The 18,218-nt window shown below is 64.7% G+C and carries 17 protein-coding genes; 10 read left to right on the top strand and 7 right to left on the bottom strand.

Annotated elements, in window-relative coordinates; genetic code table 11:
- The first annotated feature begins 69 nt into the window (after nt 1–69).
- From ACNPP0_RS06865 to ACNPP0_RS06835, 7 genes are all read left to right on the top strand, one after another.
- Nucleotides 70–1,278 (top strand): aminotransferase class I/II-fold pyridoxal phosphate-dependent enzyme, encoded by a 1,209-nt coding sequence (locus ACNPP0_RS06865; protein WP_448705400.1) that lies wholly within the window; start codon nt 70–72, stop codon nt 1,276–1,278.
- A gap of 30 nt (nt 1,279–1,308) precedes the next feature.
- Nucleotides 1,309–2,472: an amino acid ABC transporter permease gene (locus tag ACNPP0_RS06860; protein ID WP_448705442.1), complete on the top strand. Its 1,164-nt coding sequence runs from the start codon at nt 1,309–1,311 to the stop codon at nt 2,470–2,472.
- 1 nt (nt 2,473) lies between these two features.
- Nucleotides 2,474–3,577 (top strand): amino acid ABC transporter permease, encoded by a 1,104-nt coding sequence (locus ACNPP0_RS06855; protein WP_332608278.1) that lies wholly within the window; start codon nt 2,474–2,476, stop codon nt 3,575–3,577.
- A gap of 41 nt (nt 3,578–3,618) precedes the next feature.
- Complete coding sequence (locus ACNPP0_RS06850) at nt 3,619–4,359, top strand: amino acid ABC transporter ATP-binding protein (RefSeq protein WP_448705399.1); 741 nt, start codon at nt 3,619–3,621, stop codon at nt 4,357–4,359.
- A 283-nt stretch (nt 4,360–4,642) separates the two neighbouring features.
- Entirely contained in the window at nt 4,643–5,671 is a 1,029-nt protein-coding gene (locus ACNPP0_RS06845) for a hypothetical protein (protein WP_448705398.1), read from the top strand.
- A 34-nt stretch (nt 5,672–5,705) separates the two neighbouring features.
- Nucleotides 5,706–5,963, top strand: coding sequence for a PAAR domain-containing protein (locus ACNPP0_RS06840; RefSeq protein WP_219990216.1), 258 nt, complete (start codon nt 5,706–5,708; stop codon nt 5,961–5,963).
- 143 nt (nt 5,964–6,106) lie between these two features.
- Nucleotides 6,107–7,093: a hypothetical protein gene (locus ACNPP0_RS06835; RefSeq protein WP_448705397.1), complete on the top strand. Its 987-nt coding sequence runs from the start codon at nt 6,107–6,109 to the stop codon at nt 7,091–7,093.
- 86 nt (nt 7,094–7,179) lie between these two features.
- Here the strand turns inward: ACNPP0_RS06835 and ilvA are convergent, their stop codons facing one another.
- Nucleotides 7,180–8,745, bottom strand: a complete 1,566-nt coding sequence (gene ilvA, locus ACNPP0_RS06830; RefSeq protein WP_448705396.1) for a threonine ammonia-lyase, biosynthetic — start codon at nt 8,743–8,745, stop codon at nt 7,180–7,182.
- A 556-nt stretch (nt 8,746–9,301) separates the two neighbouring features.
- Here ilvA and ACNPP0_RS06825 point away from each other — a divergent pair.
- Nucleotides 9,302–11,530, top strand: coding sequence for an NADP-dependent isocitrate dehydrogenase (locus ACNPP0_RS06825; RefSeq protein ID WP_448705395.1), 2,229 nt, complete (start codon nt 9,302–9,304; stop codon nt 11,528–11,530).
- A 125-nt stretch (nt 11,531–11,655) separates the two neighbouring features.
- Here the strand turns inward: ACNPP0_RS06825 and ACNPP0_RS06820 are convergent, their stop codons facing one another.
- The 6 genes from ACNPP0_RS06820 to ACNPP0_RS06795 all read right to left on the bottom strand — a co-directional run bounded on the left by ACNPP0_RS06820 (nt 11,656) and on the right by ACNPP0_RS06795 (nt 17,241).
- The gene (locus tag ACNPP0_RS06820) at nt 11,656–13,293 is read right to left on the bottom strand and encodes an ArnT family glycosyltransferase (protein WP_448705394.1); all 1,638 of its coding nucleotides are present in this window, start codon (nt 13,291–13,293) and stop codon (nt 11,656–11,658) included.
- Nucleotides 13,294–13,520: 227 nt separating this feature from the next.
- A complete protein-coding gene (locus ACNPP0_RS06815) occupies nt 13,521–14,321 on the bottom strand; it encodes an ABC transporter permease (RefSeq protein WP_332608286.1) in 801 nt (266 codons plus the stop codon).
- Nucleotides 14,312–14,929: an ABC transporter ATP-binding protein gene (locus ACNPP0_RS06810; protein WP_448705393.1), complete on the bottom strand. Its 618-nt coding sequence runs from the start codon at nt 14,927–14,929 to the stop codon at nt 14,312–14,314. The genes ACNPP0_RS06815 and ACNPP0_RS06810 overlap by 10 nt, the downstream gene beginning before the upstream one ends.
- A gap of 49 nt (nt 14,930–14,978) precedes the next feature.
- Nucleotides 14,979–15,731 (bottom strand): amino acid ABC transporter ATP-binding protein, encoded by a 753-nt coding sequence (locus ACNPP0_RS06805; RefSeq protein WP_448705391.1) that lies wholly within the window; start codon nt 15,729–15,731, stop codon nt 14,979–14,981.
- 40 nt (nt 15,732–15,771) lie between these two features.
- The gene (locus tag ACNPP0_RS06800) at nt 15,772–16,425 is read right to left on the bottom strand and encodes an amino acid ABC transporter permease (RefSeq protein ID WP_006219374.1); all 654 of its coding nucleotides are present in this window, start codon (nt 16,423–16,425) and stop codon (nt 15,772–15,774) included.
- 21 nt (nt 16,426–16,446) lie between these two features.
- A complete protein-coding gene (locus ACNPP0_RS06795; RefSeq protein ID WP_332608289.1) occupies nt 16,447–17,241 on the bottom strand; it encodes an amino acid ABC transporter substrate-binding protein in 795 nt (264 codons plus the stop codon).
- Nucleotides 17,242–17,543: 302 nt separating this feature from the next.
- On the opposite strand from ACNPP0_RS06795, the gene ACNPP0_RS06790 reads away from it, so the two are divergent.
- Nucleotides 17,544–17,915: a hypothetical protein gene (locus ACNPP0_RS06790; RefSeq protein WP_448705390.1), complete on the top strand. Its 372-nt coding sequence runs from the start codon at nt 17,544–17,546 to the stop codon at nt 17,913–17,915.
- On the top strand, nt 17,912–18,218 hold a 307-nt coding region (locus ACNPP0_RS06785; protein WP_448705389.1), incomplete at its 3' end, for a prolipoprotein diacylglyceryl transferase family protein. The genes ACNPP0_RS06790 and ACNPP0_RS06785, both read left to right, overlap by 4 nt.

Here is an 18,218-nt window from a genome sequence, read left to right as displayed (position 1 = left end):
CCCCGCTTTTCTCTTTACCCGCAAGCCCGGCCATCGCACGGCCTAGTTTGCCCTTTTTACGTTGTAAACATGAACAGCATCGTCAACGCCCGCCTGAAACAGATCAAACCCTCGCCCAGCATGGCCGCCAAGATCGTCGTCGACGAACTGCGCCGCCAGGGCCGCGAGATCGCCGACTTCACCTTGGGTGAGCCCGACATGCCCACGCCCGCCCACATCGCGCGCGCCGGCCAGGACGCCATTGCCAGCGGCGACATCCGCTACACCAGCCCGAACGGCACCGTGGGCCTGCGCCGCGCCATCGCCAACAGCCTGCAACTGGGCTTGGGGGTGTCCTACGGCATGGACCAGATCACTGTGGGCGCGGGCGCCAAGCAGATCATCGGCGCCGCGTTGACGGCCAGCCTGGAACCGGGCGACGAAGTGATCGTGTGCGCGCCGTACTGGGTGTCTTACCCGGACATGGTGCTGCTGAACGAAGGCAAGCCCGTGGTTGTGACCGGCCCGGAATCGCAAGGCTTCAAGCTGGACGCCGCCACGCTGGAAGCCGCCATCACGCCGCGCACGCGCTGGTTGATCCTGAATTCGCCCAGCAACCCCAGCGGCGCCGTCTACAGCGCCGCCGAACTGCGCGCGCTGACCGACCTGCTGGTGCGCCATCCGCGCGTCTGGATTCTTAGCGACGAAATCTACGCGCCCTTCTGCTATAGCGGCCAGGCGCATGCCTCGCCCGTGCAGGTCGAGCCGCGCCTGATTCCGCGCACGCTGATCGTCAACGGGATGTCCAAGTCCTACGCCATGACGGGCTGGCGTGTCGGCTACGGCGCCGGCCCGGCCGAGTTGATCAAGGCCATGAGCACCGTCATGTCGCAAAGCACGTCCTGCCCCAGCGCGATCTCGCAAGTGGCCGCGCAGGCCGCCCTGGAAGGCGACCAATCCAGCGTGACGCAGATGGTGGACATCTTCAAGGCACGCCGCGACCTGATCGTGCGCCGCCTGAACGCCATTCCCGGCATCTCGTGCGCGATGCCCGACGGCGCCTTCTACGTGTACGCCAACGTGCAGGGCATGATCGGCCGCACCGGCCCGGCCGGCGAACTGAAGACGGACCTGGACGTCAGCCTGTTCTTCCTGCGCGAAGCCGGCGTCGCCGTCATCGACGGCGGTTCGTACGGCTTGTCGCCCTACGTGCGCTTCTCGTTCGCGACGTCCACCGAAGTCATCGAACAAGGCATGGACCGCTTGGAAGCGGCCATCAAAGTCTTGATGGCGGACTAAGTCGTGGCCAAGCACTTTGCGCAGTCCCCGGTGCCGCGGCCCGCGCACCGGGTTTCTTGGAACGACCCGGCCACCCGCGCGCTGGTCTACCAGGTGCTGGCCCTGACTTTGGTTGGGGCCGGCGTCTGGTTCCTGGTGCACAACACACTGCACAACCTGTCGATGCGCAACATCGCCACGGGCTTCGGCTTCCTGGACCGCGAGGCGGGCTTTGCGATTGGCGAATCCGTCATTGCCTACGGCCCGGCGGACACCTATGGCCGCGCCATCTTCGTGGGCGTGTTGAACACGCTGCGCGTGGGCCTGCTGGCTTTGGTCGCCGCGACGATACTGGGCGTTTTCATCGGCGTCGGCCGCCTGTCGAAGAACTGGCTCGTCAAGAAAATCACCTCGGTGTATGTCGAGGTAATGCGCAACGTGCCGCTCTTGCTGCAACTGTTCTTCTGGTACGCGCTGATCACCGAAAACATGCCCGGCCCGCGCCAGGCGCACAACCCCTTGCCGGGCGTGTTCATTTCCAACCGGGGCCTGAAAGTGCCCGGCCTGGAAGGCACGTCGCTGGACTGGGTGCTGGGCGGCCTGGCGCTGGCGATCGTGGCGATTTTGTTCCTGGGCCACTGGGCCACCAAGCGCCAGGAGGCCACGGGGCGCGCGTTTCCGCTAGGCCGCGCCGCCATCGGCTTGCTGATCGGTTTGCCCTTGGCGGGTTGGTTGGCGGGCGGTGCATCGCTGACGTTGGACATGCCGGCATTGAAGGGCTTCAACTTCGTTGGCGGGCTGACGCTGTCGCCGGAATTCGTCGCCCTGTTCCTGGGCCTGACCGTCTACACCTCGGCGTTCATCGCCGAAGTGGTGCGTTCTGGCATCCAGGCGGTCAACAACGGCCAGTGGGAAGCGGCCGGTTCGCTGGGCTTGCCACGCGCGAAAGTGCTGCGGCTGGTCGTGCTGCCGCAGGCCTTGCGCGTGATCATTCCGCCAATGACCAGCCAATACCTGAACCTGCTGAAGAACAGTTCGCTGGCGGTCGCCATCGGCTATCCGGACATCGTGTCGGTCGTGAACACCACGCTGAACCAGACGGGCCAGGCCATCGAAGGCATCCTCATCATCATGGGCGCCTACCTGACGGTCAGCCTGTCGATTTCGATATTCATGAATTGGTACAACAAGCGCATCGCGCTGGTGGAGCGTTGATATGAGCAGCACTACGCATTCCTTCACCGACGCCCTGCCCCCGCCCAGCACCCAGGTGGGCGCATGGGCCTGGGTACGGTCGCGCCTGTTTTCGTCGCCGCTGAACATCCTGATCACGGTACTGCTGGCGTGGTTTTTGCTGATGTCGCTGCCGGCGCTGGTGGAATGGGCTTTTCTGAAAGCCAACTTCACCGCCACCAACGCCATGGAGTGCCGCGCTTCCGTCGGCGGCGCCTGCTGGGCGTTCATCGCTGAGAAGCATCGGCTGATTCTGTTCGGCACCTATCCGTTCGACGAGCAATGGCGGCCGCTGATCGCGACGCTGATCCTGGTTGGCGTGATCGCGTGCAGCGGCATGCGGCGTTTCTGGAACGGCAAGCTGGCGCTGATCTGGACGGGTGGCCTGACGGCCGTGGCACTGTTGATGTGGGGCGGCGTGTTCGGCCTGACCTATGTCGAGAACTCGCGCTGGGGCGGCCTGCCGCTGACGCTGATCCTGGCCACGTTCGGCATTGCGTTTGCCTTTCCCATCGGCGTGATGCTGGCGCTGGGTCGGCGTTCGAAAATGCCCGCCATCAAGGCGCTGTGCGTCGTGTACATCGAACTGATACGGGGCGTGCCGCTGATCAGTTTGTTGTTCATGTCGTCGGTGATGCTGCCCCTGTTCCTGCCCGAAGGCTTCACCATCGACAAGCTGTTGCGCGCGCAGATCGCCATCATCATGTTCGCCGCCGCCTACATCGCGGAAACCGTGCGCGGCGGCTTGCAGGCAATCCCGAAGGGGCAGTATGAAGGCGCCGATTCGCTGGGCCTGAATTACTGGCAGCAGATGCGCAAGATCATCCTGCCGCAAGCGCTGAAGATCGTGATTCCGCCCCTGGTCGGCATCTTCATCAGCCTGTTCAAGGACACGTCGCTGGTTGTCATCATCGGCATTTTCGATTTGACGCTGGCGGCCAAGGCGGCCTTGTCCGACGCGGCATGGCGGGGGTTCGGGGTAGAGGCTTATCTCTTTATCTCGCTGATCTACTTCGTCTTTTGCTATTCCATGTCCAAATACAGTCAAGCGCTGGAAAAGCGCCTGGCCACCGGGCACGCGCGCTGATGGCGCCGCGTCGATCCCGGTAAACCTTACGGAGACCAAGCATGTCGGATTCCATTATTCGATTGCAGGGCGTGAACAAGTGGTACGGCCAGTTCCACGTGCTGCGCAACATCAACCTGGACGTGGCACCCGGTGAACGCATCGTGGTATGCGGCCCGTCGGGCTCGGGCAAGTCCACCATGATCCGCTGCATCAACCGGCTGGAAGAACACCAGCAGGGGCAGATCATTGTGGACGGCACCGAACTGACCAACGACTTGAAGCACATCGAGACCATCCGCCGAGAAGTGGGCATGGTGTTCCAGCATTTCAACCTGTTCCCGCACCTGACCGTGCTGGAAAACCTGACGCTGGGACCCATGTGGGTGCTGAAACAGCCGCGCGCGCAGGCCGAAGCCACGGCGATGAAATACCTGGAACGCGTACGCATTCCGGATCAGGCCAGAAAGTTTCCGGGCCAGCTGTCCGGCGGCCAGCAGCAGCGCGTGGCGATTGCGCGGTCCTTGTGCATGAACCCGAAAGTCATGTTGTTCGACGAGCCCACGTCGGCGCTGGACCCGGAAATGGTCAAGGAAGTGCTGGACGTGATGGTGACGCTGGCCCAGGAAAGCGGCATGACGATGATCTGCGTGACGCACGAAATGGGCTTCGCCCGCAAGGTCGCCAATCGCGTGATCTTCATGGACCGGGGCGAAATCATCGAGCAGAACAACCCGGACGCGTTCTTCGATAACCCGCAGAACGAGCGGACACAGCTGTTCCTGAGCCAGATATTGCACTGAGGCGCCGCCGCCGTCATCGAACTGAATGGCGGCGATGCGGATCAGGCTTGATATGCCGCCCTTGAAGGACGGCATTTTTTTGGGCAGGTGCGCGGCCCTCGCCGCGAACGGTGCAAGTGGGTTGCAAGGGCGATTCGGGCGATGGGGAGGCTGGAAAAATCACGAAGGGGCCGCGTAGCACTGATTGGCCACGATTTCGTAACCCTCCTATAGATACACGCCTGCAAGCAAGGGAACATGGTGGGTTTCACGCCTTCCTGTAGCGGCTGTTCCCGCTTCGACCATGACGACCGAACCCAGTCTGGAATCGCTGCTGCCCCAGATCCTTCGCATTGCCGACAACACGCGCGGCGACGCGGGCCCCAGCGCCGTGGTTGCGTGCAAGATCGAAGTCGCCATCCTGCCCCTGCGCCATGCCGTTGTGACCGACGCCGGCCCGGGCCTGGATGCCCTGGCGCCGCCGCTACCGCCCCACCTTGCCGCCGATTTTCCGCCACTACAGGGCAAGCACGACTTTGGCAAAAATCCCTGGGGCATTGCGCGCACGCTGCATTTGATGCTGGTTACCGTGCAGGGAGTCGGTCTGCTCTACATCTACTTCAAATACCTCTTCCGCTTCACCCGCCTGGAATCCTTCACGTCCCGCCACCTGCTCATCCGCTTCAACCGCATCACCCGCCAGGTCTACCTGCACCGCCCGCCGAGTTGCGGCGGTGTCGCCGTGCTGCCCTGGGACGACATCCATCACAATGCAGTCCCCGGCGTGAACCTTGTCGTTGGCTGGTACCCGCCCTACTCCCCACTGCCCTTCCCCAACATGGTTTTCGTCGGCAAGAAAAGCGTCAGCGAATTCGATATGAAAGCCGAATGGGAATACATCCGGCGCTACATGGATGAAGGCGGTCCGGATGCGGTATCCCCGCCGCGCCTGAGTTCGCACCTGCCCTTGCCTTGGGCCGCCTTCGCGGCGCAGTTCGAGGCGTTGGGCCCGTACCTGCGTCACAGCGGCCCGTTGACGTGGCTTGGAATGCTATTGATCTCTCCGGCCCTGCTGGTTATCGGTCTGGCGCATGGGGTGTCGCTCATGTTGTGCTGGCGTCCGCGTTGGCCAAAATTCATTCGGGAAGCCGGCTTGCCCGGCAAGCCGACCCCGCCGTTGACCACCATCGACGACTACCCGCCGGACGTTCGTGCGGCATTGTTGGAAAACACGCATCGATGGGTTGTGCAGCCCGGTTCGCCGCCGCCACGGCCCAAGTTTTCATTGACCCGCCGCACACGGCCCCGGGTAACTCCCCGCGACACCGTTTGACTGCGCCCTTTATCGATTTCCACCTGGAATATTCATGACTCCCATCGCCCTAGTCGGCCACGCACATTCCTGCCCCATCCATGGCCCGGGCACCATTGTCAGCGGAGCGTCCAGCGCCGCCGTCAATGGCCGGCCGATCGCGCGGGTGGGGGATCGCATCAGTTGCGGGGCGGTGATCGTCACCGGGTCGGCAGTGGCCAAAGTGGAAGGACAGCCGGTGGCTCGCCAAGGCGATACCACCAGCCACGGCGGCACGCTGATCGAAGGCGACGGCAGCTGGCTATCGGCGTAAGCGGCCGGGACGATGCCGGGCTGAAGGTGGCAAACCCGGGGCAGGGATCGCGGGCGCCGGATCGAAGGCGGTATATAGTCACCCCGGTACGCGTCACCATGCACGCCATCCAGGGAACCTGCCGAATGACGAGAAGCCGCATCATGGCGTTTTTTTTCAGCCTGCTTGCCGCGCCGGCCGGCGCCGCCGTGATCTACGACAACCATGGCCTGGTCGTCGACATCACTACCGGCGGCCAGCGGGACTGGAACACCGGCCAGCGCCAGAACACGCGCAGCACCACCATTTCGTTCCAGGGCAACAAGCTGTGCGGCAAAGACGTCGGCAAGCTGCTTTACCCCGACGGCCGCAACATGGCCGCCAACGCGTTCTTCTGCGCGGCCAGCGCGCGAGCGTTGGAAACGGACGCGGTGCTGGCCTACTTCACCAGCTCCAGCGCCGATGCGGCGCTGGCGCACTTGCAAGTGGTCAACGGTGCGCTGCGGGTGAACCGGCTGGCCTTGTCCCGCCAGCCTGATCGCGACAAACCCAGTGGCACGCGCTTTGAAGACGCGCGCCTGCCGGGCTGGACGCGCGTGGAAACCGCGTGGGCCGAAACGGTGATGATCCGGCACGCCTCGCTCGCGCCTGCGCAACGCTTGGTCAAGCCCGGCGGGTCCGCGCCCGGTGCAACGGGTGCGGGAGCGACGCGCCCCGGGGTCATCAACCTGGGCGCGGGCAAGCTGCTGGACGTGGATGGCGACGTGGTCTACCTGGCCATTCCGCCCGGCCGCGATGTGGTGGTGGTGGAGCCGGCAACGCGCATCAAGGACGCACAGGGCGACATGCGTATCGTGCCGGAAGTCGTCAAATTCGTGGACACGCCGCTGGCGTTTCGCGCGGTGCGTTTGTCCACCGGCCAGGAGCTGGCGCGCCTGGATGTGAAGGACTCGTGCGCCGCCCTGCCCGCCATCGAATTTAATCAGCCGGATCCGCTATATCCGTCCTCGACCAAGCGCGACGTTCTGTTTGACGACGTGCCCGCCTGGCGCGCGGCCACGCTGCAATTGACGCAGACGGGGGGCCGCGCCACGTTGCAGCTGAAACCCGGCGTGACCTTGCCGCCCAAGCCGAACTGCAAACGGGGTTGATGCCGCCGCGTGGCCAAAGGCCCGGCCCCTGTTGCCGTGAAGGGTGGCCCGGCAGCGCTTCGCACCTGCCGCGTGCCCTACCCGCCTCAGATCAAAAACTGCCGATACGCCTCGTTGTCCGTTTTCTCAAAATGCGCATAGCCCAGTTGCAGCAGAAAGGCGTCCAGCGCCGCGCTGTCGGCCAGCGGGGCCTGGATGCCTACCAGCGCAGAGCTGAAATCCGCGCCCTGGTTGCGATAGTGGAACAGGCTGATATTCCAGTTGGGCGCCATCTCGGACAGGAACTTCATCAGCGCGCCGGGACGTTCCGGAAATTCGAATCGGAACAACCGCTCGCCGCCCGCCAACGGCGAACGGCCGCCAACCATGTAGCGGATGTGCTGCTTGGACACTTCGTTGTGCGTCAGGTCACTGACCGAAAACCCCTGCTCTTGCAACGCAGCCATGATGTCGGCGGCATCGCCGCGCCGCGTGATCTGCATGCTGACAAAGATGTGCGCGGTGTGCGCGTCGGCGATCCGGTAGTTGAATTCCGTGACGCTGCGCTGCCCCAACACGCGGCAGAACCGGCGGAAGCTGCCGCGTTCCTCGGGCACGGTCACGGCAAACACGGCTTCGCGCGCCTCGCCGACTTCGGCGCGGTCGGCCACGAAGCGCATGCGGTCGAAGTTCATGTTGGCGCCCGACGTCACGGCCACCATCGACAGCCCCTGCGCGTTTTCGCGTTCAACGTATTGCTTCAGCCCCGCCACCGCCAGCGCGCCCGCCGGCTCCAGCACGCTGCGCGTATCCAGGAACACGTCCTTGATCGCGGCGCACACCGCGTCGGTGTTCACCAGGATGATTTCGTCCAGGTATTGGCGGCACAGGCGGAAGGTTTCCTCGCCCACCAGCTTGACCGCCGTGCCGTCGGAAAACAGGCCGACTTCAGCCAGGTTGACGCGTTCGCCGGCCTTGATGGACCGCGCCATCGCGCAGGAATCCTCGGTCTGCACGCCGATCACCTTGACCGACGGGTCCACTGCCTTCACATAGGCCGACACGCCCGCCGCCAGGCTGCCGCCGCCAATGGGGACAAACACCGCGTGCAGCGGGCCGGCGTGCTGGCGCAGGATTTCCATGCCGACGGTGCCCTGCCCGGCGATGACATAGGGGTCGTCAAACGCGGGCACGAAAGTCATGTCGTGCTGCTGCGCCAGCGTCTGCGCGTGGGCGTAGGCGTCGCTATAGGAATCGCCGGCCTGCACCACCGTGACGGTCTGCCCGCCGTGCGCGCGCACCGCGTCCACTTTCACCTGGGGCGCGGTTTGCGGCACCACGATGATGGCGCGCACGCCCAGCCGCGCCGCCGAAATGGCCACGCCCTGCGCATGGTTGCCGGCCGACGCGGTGATCACGCCGCGGTCCAAGGCGGCCTGCGGCGTGTTGCGCATCTTGTTGTAGGCGCCGCGCACCTTGAAGGAAAAAACCGGCTGGTTGTCTTCGCGCTTCAGGTGGACCGTATTGTTCAGCCGCGTCGACAGGCCGCGCGCCAGGTCCAGCTCGGTCTCGCGGGCAATGTCGTAGACCCGGGCCGTCAGAATCTGGCGCAGGTATTCCATGGGCGAGGCGTTGCCGTGCTGGAATGCGGTGTCGGGGGTAGCGGTTTGCATGGGGGTTCTCTGCGTTGGGAAGACTTGCCCGGCAGAGGCGGCCACAAAAAACCCGCCTCGTGGGGCGGGTGGCTGTGACTGTTGCGGTCGCGCGCTAACCCACCATTTTCGGAATGATGGTAATAATCAGCGCAATGCGGACGGCGGGGAAATTCATGGCGCAAAGCTTGCGCCGGGCGCGCGAATTTGTCAAATCGCGGGGCGGCCGCCGATGCCGGCGTTGCGGTGCCGGGATTACCGGCCCGGGGCCTTGCGCCATATCCTGGCCGTATTGGTGCGATATCGAGCCCATAACGCAGTCTTTATCCGTGATTTCCCTGCGCGTCAAGCGTGTCGCGGTATTACAATACCGGCTTCGTGGCAGTTCGCACCTTCCAGAATGACCGGTCAAAACGGATCATTAATAAAGGACGGGCAACCGCCAATTTGCGTGGATCCGGAGCCTGCTTCGCATCTGCCCATACGAACCCACTCTCGACAACATCTACCGGCGTACGCCGCTTAGCATGTTCGGGTTTGCGCCGAAAGCGCTATGCGCCGAACAGATTCAAGGATCATGTCTCTTACTCCGAAGATTATCTATACCCTCACCGATGAAGCGCCGGCGCTTGCAACCCGTTCGCTGCTGCCCATCGTCCAGGCATTCGCCAAGCCCGCGGGCGTCACGGTGGAAACGCGCGACATCTCCCTGGCCGGCCGCATCATCGCCCTGTTCCCGGATTATCTGGAAGACAGCCAGAAGCTGTCCGACGCCCTGGCCGAACTGGGCGCGCTGGCCGTCAAGCCCGAAGCCAACATCATCAAGCTGCCCAACATCAGCGCCTCGATGCCCCAGCTGAAAGCGGCCATCAAGGAATTGCAAGACCAGGGCTACAAGCTGCCCGACTACCCGGACGCTCCCGCCAACGACACCGAACGCGACGTGAAAGCGCGCTACGACAAGGTCAAGGGCAGCGCCGTGAACCCGGTGCTGCGCGAAGGCAATTCCGACCGCCGCGCCCCCCTGTCGGTGAAGAACTACGCCCGCAAGCACCCGCACAAGATGGGTGCCTGGTCGGCTGATTCGAAGTCGCACGTGGCCCACATGTCCGACGGCGACTTCTACGGCACCGAAAAGTCGGCGCTGATCGCCGACGCCGGCGACGTCAAGATCGAACTGACCGCCGCTGACGGCAGCAAGACGGTCCTGAAGGAAAAGACCCCGGTCAAGGCCGGCGAGATCATCGACGCCGCCGTGCTGTCGACCGCCAAGCTCAAGTCGTTCCTGCAAGCCCAGATCGACGACGCCAAGGCCACCGGCGTGCTGTTCTCGGTGCACCTGAAGGCCACGATGATGAAGGTGTCCGACCCGGTCATCTTCGGCCACGTGGTGTCCGTGTTCTACAAAGACGTGCTGGCCAAGCACGCCGCCGTGCTCAAGCAAGCCGGTTTCGACCCCAACAACGGCATTGGTGACCTGTACGCCAAGATCCAATCGCTGCCCGCTGACCAGCAAGCCGCGATCACCGCCGACATCGACGCCGCCTACAAGACCCTGCCGCAACTGGCGATGGTCAATTCCGACAAGGGCATCACCAACCTGCACGTTCCCAGCGACGTCATCGTCGATGCGTCCATGCCGGCCATGATCCGCGACTCGGGCAAGATGTGGAACGCCGAAGGGCAGCTGCAAGACACCAAGGCCGTCATTCCCGACCGCAGCTACGCGGGCGTCTACCAGGCCGTCATCGACGACTGCAAAAAGAACGGCGCCTTCAATCCGGTCACGATGGGCAGCGTGCCCAACGTCGGCCTGATGGCGCAAGCCGCCGAAGAATACGGTTCGCACAACAAGACCTTCGTGGTCCCGGCATCGGGCACCGTGCGCGTCACCGACGCGTCGGGCAAGGTTTTGCTGGAACAAGCCGTTGAAGCGGGCGACCTGTGGCGCATGTGCCAAACCAAGGACGCCGCCATTCAGGACTGGGTCAAGCTGGCCGTTACCCGTGCCCGCGCCAGCAAGACGCCGGCCGTTTTCTGGCTGGACGAAAAGCGCGCCCACGACGCCCAGGTCATCGCCAAGGTCAAGCAGTACCTGAACGATCACGACACCAGCGGCCTGGACCTGCGCATCCTGAACCCGGTGGAAGCGACCAAGTTCTCGGTCAAGCGCATCCGCGAAGGCCTGGACACCATCTCGGTCACCGGCAACGTGCTGCGCGACTACCTGACCGACCTGTTCCCCATCATGGAGCTGGGCACCAGCGCCAAGATGCTGTCGATCGTTCCGCTGGTTGCCGGTGGCGGCCTGTTCGAAACGGGCGCGGGCGGCTCGGCCCCCAAGCACGTGCAACAGTTCCTGGAAGAAGGCTTCCTGCGCTGGGATTCGCTGGGCGAATTCATGGCCCTGGCTGAATCCCTGGACCACCTGGGCCGCGCGTACAAGAACCCGACTGCCCAGATCCTGGCCAAGACGCTGGATCAGGCAACCGCCAAGTTCCTGGACGAAAACAAGTCGCCGGACCGCAAGGTCGGCGGCCTGGACAACCGTGGCAGCCACTTCTACCTGGCCATGTACTGGGCCCAGGCCGTGGCCGCGCAAACCGACGACCGCGCGCTGGCCGCGCAGTTCGCCGGCGCGGCGGGCGCCTTTGCTGAAAACGAAGGCAAGATCGTCGAAGAACTGAAGGCTGCGCAGGGCAAGCCGGTGGATATCGGCGGCTATTACCAGCCCAACGAAGCGCTGGCCAGCCAGGCCATGCGCCCCAGCGCCACGCTGAACCAGGTGCTGGCCTCGATCGGCTAAGCGTCACCGCCCGGCGGCGCTTGCCGCCGGCGCAAAAAAGCCGGCAGCCCTTGAAAGGCTGCCGGCTTTTTTTATGGGCGAACGGCTGTCGTATCGGGCGTATCGCGCGTATCGCGCGTATCGGATCAGCGCGCGCCGCCGCACATCCGTTGGCGGAAAGCGGTATCGATATCCAGCCGCCACACCGCGCGCGTAGCACCCGGCAGGCGCGGCGCCACGCCGCCCAGCGCGGGATAGCGACCGGCGTCGTCGTCGCGGCCCCAGATCCAGAAACGCGTGCCGTCAGCCGACGCGCAAAGCCGCGCGGTCAAATCTTCGTTCTGAATCAATACGCGCTTGCCGACAACGGGGTCGAACTGCGCGGCGTCGTACAGTTCCTTGCGCCAGTTGTCGCGCGTGGGAATCTCGGGGTCGTTCCAGTTATCGACAATCCAGGAAGCGTCGGACGCCTTCGTGTAGAACCCCAGATCGAACGGCAAGGCGTGCAAGGCGACTTGCGTGTCTTGCGGCCGCATTTCGCCGCGCAGGTCTGTCATGGTGGGGCCGGCGCTGCCGCGCGGGTTGTTGGATGCCGCGATGATCGCGCCCAGGCAGATCACCGCCGCCACCAAGATGGCAATGCCCGCGCCCCGCCGCTTGCCTGCCGCCCAGGCGGGCGCGATGCGTTCACTGATCAAGAATGCCAGCGGCGGAAATACCGGCAGCACATAGCCGATCAGCTTCGATTGCGGGATGGAAAAGAACACCATCACGACCGCGATCCAGATCGCCATCAGCCGGCGCAGCCCATGCGAATCGGCGTCACGCCAGAACGCACGCGTGAAAATCGCCGCGCCCCAGATGGACCATGGCAAGGCAAGGCCCACCACGATCGGCACATAAAACCAGATCGGCTGCGCGTTGTTGAAGCCGCTTTGCGCGAAGCGTTCAAAGTGCTGGTAGACGAAAAAGTAATGGTAGAAGCCGGGAAACTTCATCTGCATCAACGCAAACCACGGCACGGCAACGACGGCGAACGCCAGCAAGGCCGGCACCCATAGCAAGGCGCGCATGCCCCGCCCGTCGCGCCGCAGCAGCAGCCAGGCCAGCACGATTGCGCCGGGCAGCGCCAGCCCGATCAGCCCCTTGGCCAACACGGCCAGCGCGGCCAGCACACCGGTTGCGATGGACATGCCGCGAAAGGGCCGGCCGTCGGCGCGCCGCAAGGCGGTGTCGGCAGCGGCCAGCACGCACAGCGTGATCATGCTGGCGACCAGCATGTCCATGTTGGCGAACTGCGCAGCGCCGAAAAACAACGGCATCAAGCCCAGGATCACGACGGCCCAGCGCGCCTGCGCCACATTGCGATAGCGCGTCACGAACGCATACAGCCCCGCGCCCGCGCTCCAGGCGCCCAGCAACGACGGCACGCGCGCACTGAATTCATTGACCCCGAACAGGCCGTAGCTGATCTGCGCCAGCCAGTAATACAACGGCGGCTTGTGAAAATACGGCATGCCGTCCAGCAACGGCACCATGGGCGAATGGCTGCGCAGCATTTCCCAGGCGACGCCGGCGTAGCGGCCTTCGTCGGGCAAGGTCAGCCAGCGCGCCCACGCCAACGCGGCCAACCACCCGGCCAGTGCCAGCAAGACCAGCCAGCCCGGCAAGGCGCGGCGCTGGGCAGCGGCGCCCTGGCGCAAGACGGCAATGTCGGCGTTCGCCAGGGCAGACGGGGGCAGCCCGGCGTGGCGCGGGTCGGCAAGGGGAAGCTCTACAGGCATGGAATGTGGGGCGGCAGGAAATGAGACCGAGGGGGGTGACACAGGTGGAAAATCCGTTCCAACGCTGGCACGGAAAAATCCGCATCGCCGTCATTATGAAAACCGGTGCGTCAATTTCTCATGAAATTCCGGGCCGGACACGGCCCTATTTACTGCCGAAGGCATCCCCTGGGCCTTAGCGCGGGGCCCTCAAGCCGCCCGGCGCGTCCAGCCTGCCCTGCCCCGCTTTACTTTGATGCGACCAGCCGGTCCAGGCGCAGCCGCCCGCGCTCGTCGGTCAAGCGCCGCATGGCGCCGTAGGCGGCGCCCATGGCCGCCATGCCACTGGCGCCGCACAGCAGGAACATCAGCAAAATCTGGTACTTGGCGGCGTCGATGGGGTCCATGCCCGCGATGATCTGCCCGGTCATGATGCCGGGCAAGGTGATGATGCCGGCCGCCGACATCTGGTTGACGCTGGGGACGATGCCGCGCCGGACCGATTCGCGCAGCAGCGTCGAAAACGCCTGATGCGGCGTGGCGCCCAAGGCCAGCCGCGCCTCGATGGCCAGCTTTTCGCGGCGCACGCCGGAAAGAATGCCGTCCAGCGCCAGGCTGGCGGCGTTAAGCACGCTGCCCAGCACGATGCCGACCAGCGCGATGGCGTAGCGCGGGTCGAACCAGGGGTCCGGCCGCAACGCCGTGTTCAAAATGAACATGGCCGTGATCAATGTGGTGGACGCCACCGCCAGCGTGCCCACCCAGCCGTTGCCATGCCCGGTCAGCCGCGCCTTGGGGCGTGCGGCCACTTCGCGCGCGGCCAGGGCCATCATCACCGCCACCACCAGCGCCGTCAGCGCCGGCGTGGCATGCGCGAACACCACACGCAGGATATGGCCGACCAGCAACAGCTGCACCACGGTACGGACCGCCGCCCACAAGACCTGCCGTTGCAGGTTCAGCCGCAGGGCGAACGAGATTGCCGCGCACAGCAGCACCAATAACGAGGCGATGACCAGGTCCAGCGCTTGCAGTTGGATTACGTCCATAGCGGCTCCAGCTGGCCATTGGTCATGCGCCAGGTCCGGCGGGCCAACCGGCGGGCCTGCTCGGCATTGTGCGTGACCATCAGAATGGCGCCGCCATTGTCCAGAAACTGTTGCAGCGCGGATTCCACGGTTGCGGTGGCGGCCAGGTCCAGCGCCGCCGTGGACTCATCCAGCAGCAGCACGCGCGGCTGTAGCGCCAACGCACGCACCAGCGCCAGGCGCTGCCGCTCGCCGGTGGATAGCTCGTGGACCAGGGCGTCCAGCTTCTCTGGCCCCAGGCCCAGAGGCTGCATCAGGCTTTGCGCCTGCGCGCGGTCGGTGAAATGCGGCGCGACGTGATCGTCCCACCACCCCGCCTCGGCCTGGCAATAGACAACGTGGCGCCGCCATTCATGGCCGCGCATCCTGGAACGGGGCCTGCCTTCCAGTTCGACCTCGCCATGGCCCGGGTCCAGGTCCGCGACCTGGCGCAGCAGCAGCGACTTGCCTGAACCCGACGGGCCCACAATCGCGCCGCACTCGCCGCGGGCAAGATCCAGGCTGACCGGGGCAAGGCGTTGGCTATACACGCCACGCAATCGCAGCATCGGCATGATGTCGGAACGCATCCCCCCCTCCCGGTACCGGTGCGCGGGGCGCTGCCCGCACCGGCTTTGCTTACAGCATGTGGGCCAGGAATTCCCGGCTGCGGGCGTGTTGCGGCGCGCTGAAGAATGCGGCCGACGGCGCTTCTTCAACAATGCGGCCTTCGTCCATGAAGATGACGCGATGCGCCACTTCGCGCGCAAAACCCATTTCGTGCGTGACGACCAGCATGGTCATGCGTTCGTCGGCCAGCTGCTTCATGGTGCGCAGCACTTCGCCCGTCAGTTCCGGGTCCAGCGCCGAGGTCGGTTCGTCGAACAGCATGATGTCGGGCTCCATCGCCAGCGCGCGGGCGATCGCCACGCGCTGCTTCTGGCCGCCCGACAGGCGTGTGGGATAGTTGTCGCGCTTGTTCAGCAGGCCGACCTTGCGCAGCAGTTCTTCTGCCTTGGGGATGATCTGCGCCTTGGTCATGCCCTTGACGGTGATCGGCGCCTCAATGGTGTTTTGCAGCACCGTCATGTGCGGGAACAGGTTGAACGACTGGAACACCATGCCCATCTTGCGGCAGATGCGCCGCACCTCGGCGTCGCTGGCGTAATGGCTGCGGCCGCCGTCAACGGCGCGCGCCATCACTTCGCCTTCGACTTCGATACTGCCTTCGTCGATGGTTTCAAGGTGGTTCAGGCAGCGCAGGAAGGTGCTCTTGCCGGAGCCGGACGGGCCGATCACCGCCACGACCTCGCCCTGGCCCAGCGTCAACGAAACCTTGTCCAGCACGCGGTTCGCGCCGAAGGACTTGGTGATGTGGGTGGCCTGAATCATGACGGGCCTGGGTCCGGGCGCGCCGGCGGGAAGCGGCGGATTACTGGTCATATTTGGCATAGCGCTTTTCCATGTGCTGGAAGAACCACGTCAGGACAAGCGTCATGAGCAGATAAAAGGCGGCGGCCACGAGGAACGGCGTGGTGGTGAAATCACGCTGCACGATGCCGCGCGCGGTGCGCAGGATATCGTTCAACGCCAGCACGTAGATCAGGGACGTGTCCTTGACCAGCGTGATGGTTTCGTTGCTCATGGGTGGCAGCACGCGCTGCACCATCTGCGGCAACACAATGCGGCGCAGCGTTTGCAGATAGGTCATGCCCAGCACCTTGCTGCCTTCGTACTGGCCCCGGTCCACCGACTGGATGCCCGCGCGGAAGATCTCGGCAAAGTACGCGGCGTAGTTCAGCGCAAACGCCACCACGGCCGCCGGAAAGTCGGGCAGCCGCACGCCCACCACCGGCACGAACGGCAGCGCGAAGTAGATGAACAGCATTTGCAGCATGAGCGGCGTGCCGCGCATGAGCCAGATGTAGCCGTTGACCAGGTTGCTGAGCAGCGGCCACTTCGAAATGCGCGCCAGGGCCAGCACCAATCCCAACGGCACTGCCAGGGCCAAGGTGATGAAAAACAGCGTCAAGGTCACTTTCGCGCCTTCCGCCATCGGCCCCAACAGAGAGAGAACGTAGTCCATTTAAGAGAGTTCGCGCGCCGCTTACTTGATGATGTTGGCGCCGAACCACTGGGTGGCGATGCGGCCGGCGGTGCCGTCCTGCTTCATCGAATCCAGCGTCTTGTCCAGCTTGCCCAGCAGCTCGGTGTCGTCCTTGCGCACACCGACGCCGTAGTCTTCGGTGCCGAAGTTCTCTTCCAGCACACGGTATTCGCCCGCGCGCTTGCTGATCAGATAGCGGCCCACCACTTCGTCCACCACGATGGCATCCAGGCGGCCGGCGGCCAGGTCCATCAGCGCGGTGACGTTGTCGCCGAACTTCTTCACGTCCTTGATCTGCGCGGCTACCGGGTCCTTGGCGATGGCGTCCGTGGCGCTGCTGCCGTCCTGCGCGCCGACCGTCTTGCCGGCCAGGTCGTTCTTGACCTTGATGGGCGAGGCGGTGCCCACGATGATGATCTGGTGGTTGGCCATGTACGGCGCGGTAAAGCTGATGTTCTTCTTGCGTTCTTCGGTGATGGTCAGGCCGTTCCAGAGGACGTCGACGCGCTTGCCGTTCAACTCGGCTTCCTTGGCGCTCCAGTCGATGGGCTTGAATTCGACTTCGATGCCCAGGCGCTTGCTGGCTTCCTTGGCCATGTCGATGTCAAAACCGACGATCTGGTTGCTGGCGTCGCGAAAGCCCATGGGCGGAAAGTTGTCATCCAGGCCCACCACGACCTTCTTGGCGACGGCCGGCGTTTGGGCGCCCGCGGTCGGCTTGGCGTCATCGCCGGGGCCGCAGGCGGTCAGCATCGTGGTTGCGGACACGAGGAAAACAGCAGTCAGTTTTTTCATGGGTTCAGGTGTGCGAAGCGTAAGAATAAGAATGCCGGGATAAGAATGCCGGAATGGCTGGCCGGTCAGCCGCGAGCCGCCATTTTAGCGTTACTGCAAGACCGTGCCGGAAAGCGCCCGGGGCGGCCAGGATTGGTGTGGGAACGAGATGTCAAGGCGGCAACGCGGGCCGGGAAGGAATGCAAGCCATGCTAGGCTTTGGCCGCTTGGAGCGGCTGGGCTGCGGGGAACGCGGGGAACACTCGGAACACCCGGAACACCCGGAACACCCGGAGCCCACGGTATACACACGGAGGACAGGCATGCAACTGAACATCAAGGACAACGGCGGTCGCCTCATCGGCGTGGCAAAGGTGAGCACGGGCACGGGCGCCGTGATGGAAGGCAGCTTTACGCCCATGCCCGACTTCGCGCCCTACGCGGCATTGTTCGCCGCCCGCGAAGAGGCGCAGAACGCGCCCGGGGCTGACTCGGCCAACCCGGCTGACTCGGCGCCATCCTCCGGTATGAATGACGCGGCCGACCGCCTTCAGCGCGATATCGATGGCCACGGCTTCGTGGCGCAAGGCCCGATGCCGCTGCCCGGCACCACCGCCGTCCAGGCGCTACGCATCGCGGGCGCCCGAATCCGCTTTACCTTGCCACACCCGCTGACCGCCAAGGCCGACGGATGAGCCCCGCCATCCGTATCGGCCCCCTGGTATTTCCCACCGAACTGGCGGTGTTGATCGTCGCCGGCCTTGTCGCGATAGTGGCGGCGCGTTTGATCAACCGCCGGCAAGACGAAGCCGCGCGCCTGTCCACGGTCTTGTGGCGCGCGCTGATCATCGGGCTGCTGGTCGCCCGGCTGGCTTTCGTCTGGCGCTACCGCAACAGCTATCTGCCCGACCCCATCAACATCCTGGACATCCGCGACGGCGGCTGGAACGGCATGGCCGGGCTGGCGGCGGCCTGGGTCTACGCGGCGGCCGTGGTGC

The sequence above is a fragment of the Achromobacter semiaridum genome, assembly GCF_053543755.1.
Note: the sequence above shows the minus strand (reverse complement) of the source record. Positions and strands in the feature narration are given on the sequence as shown.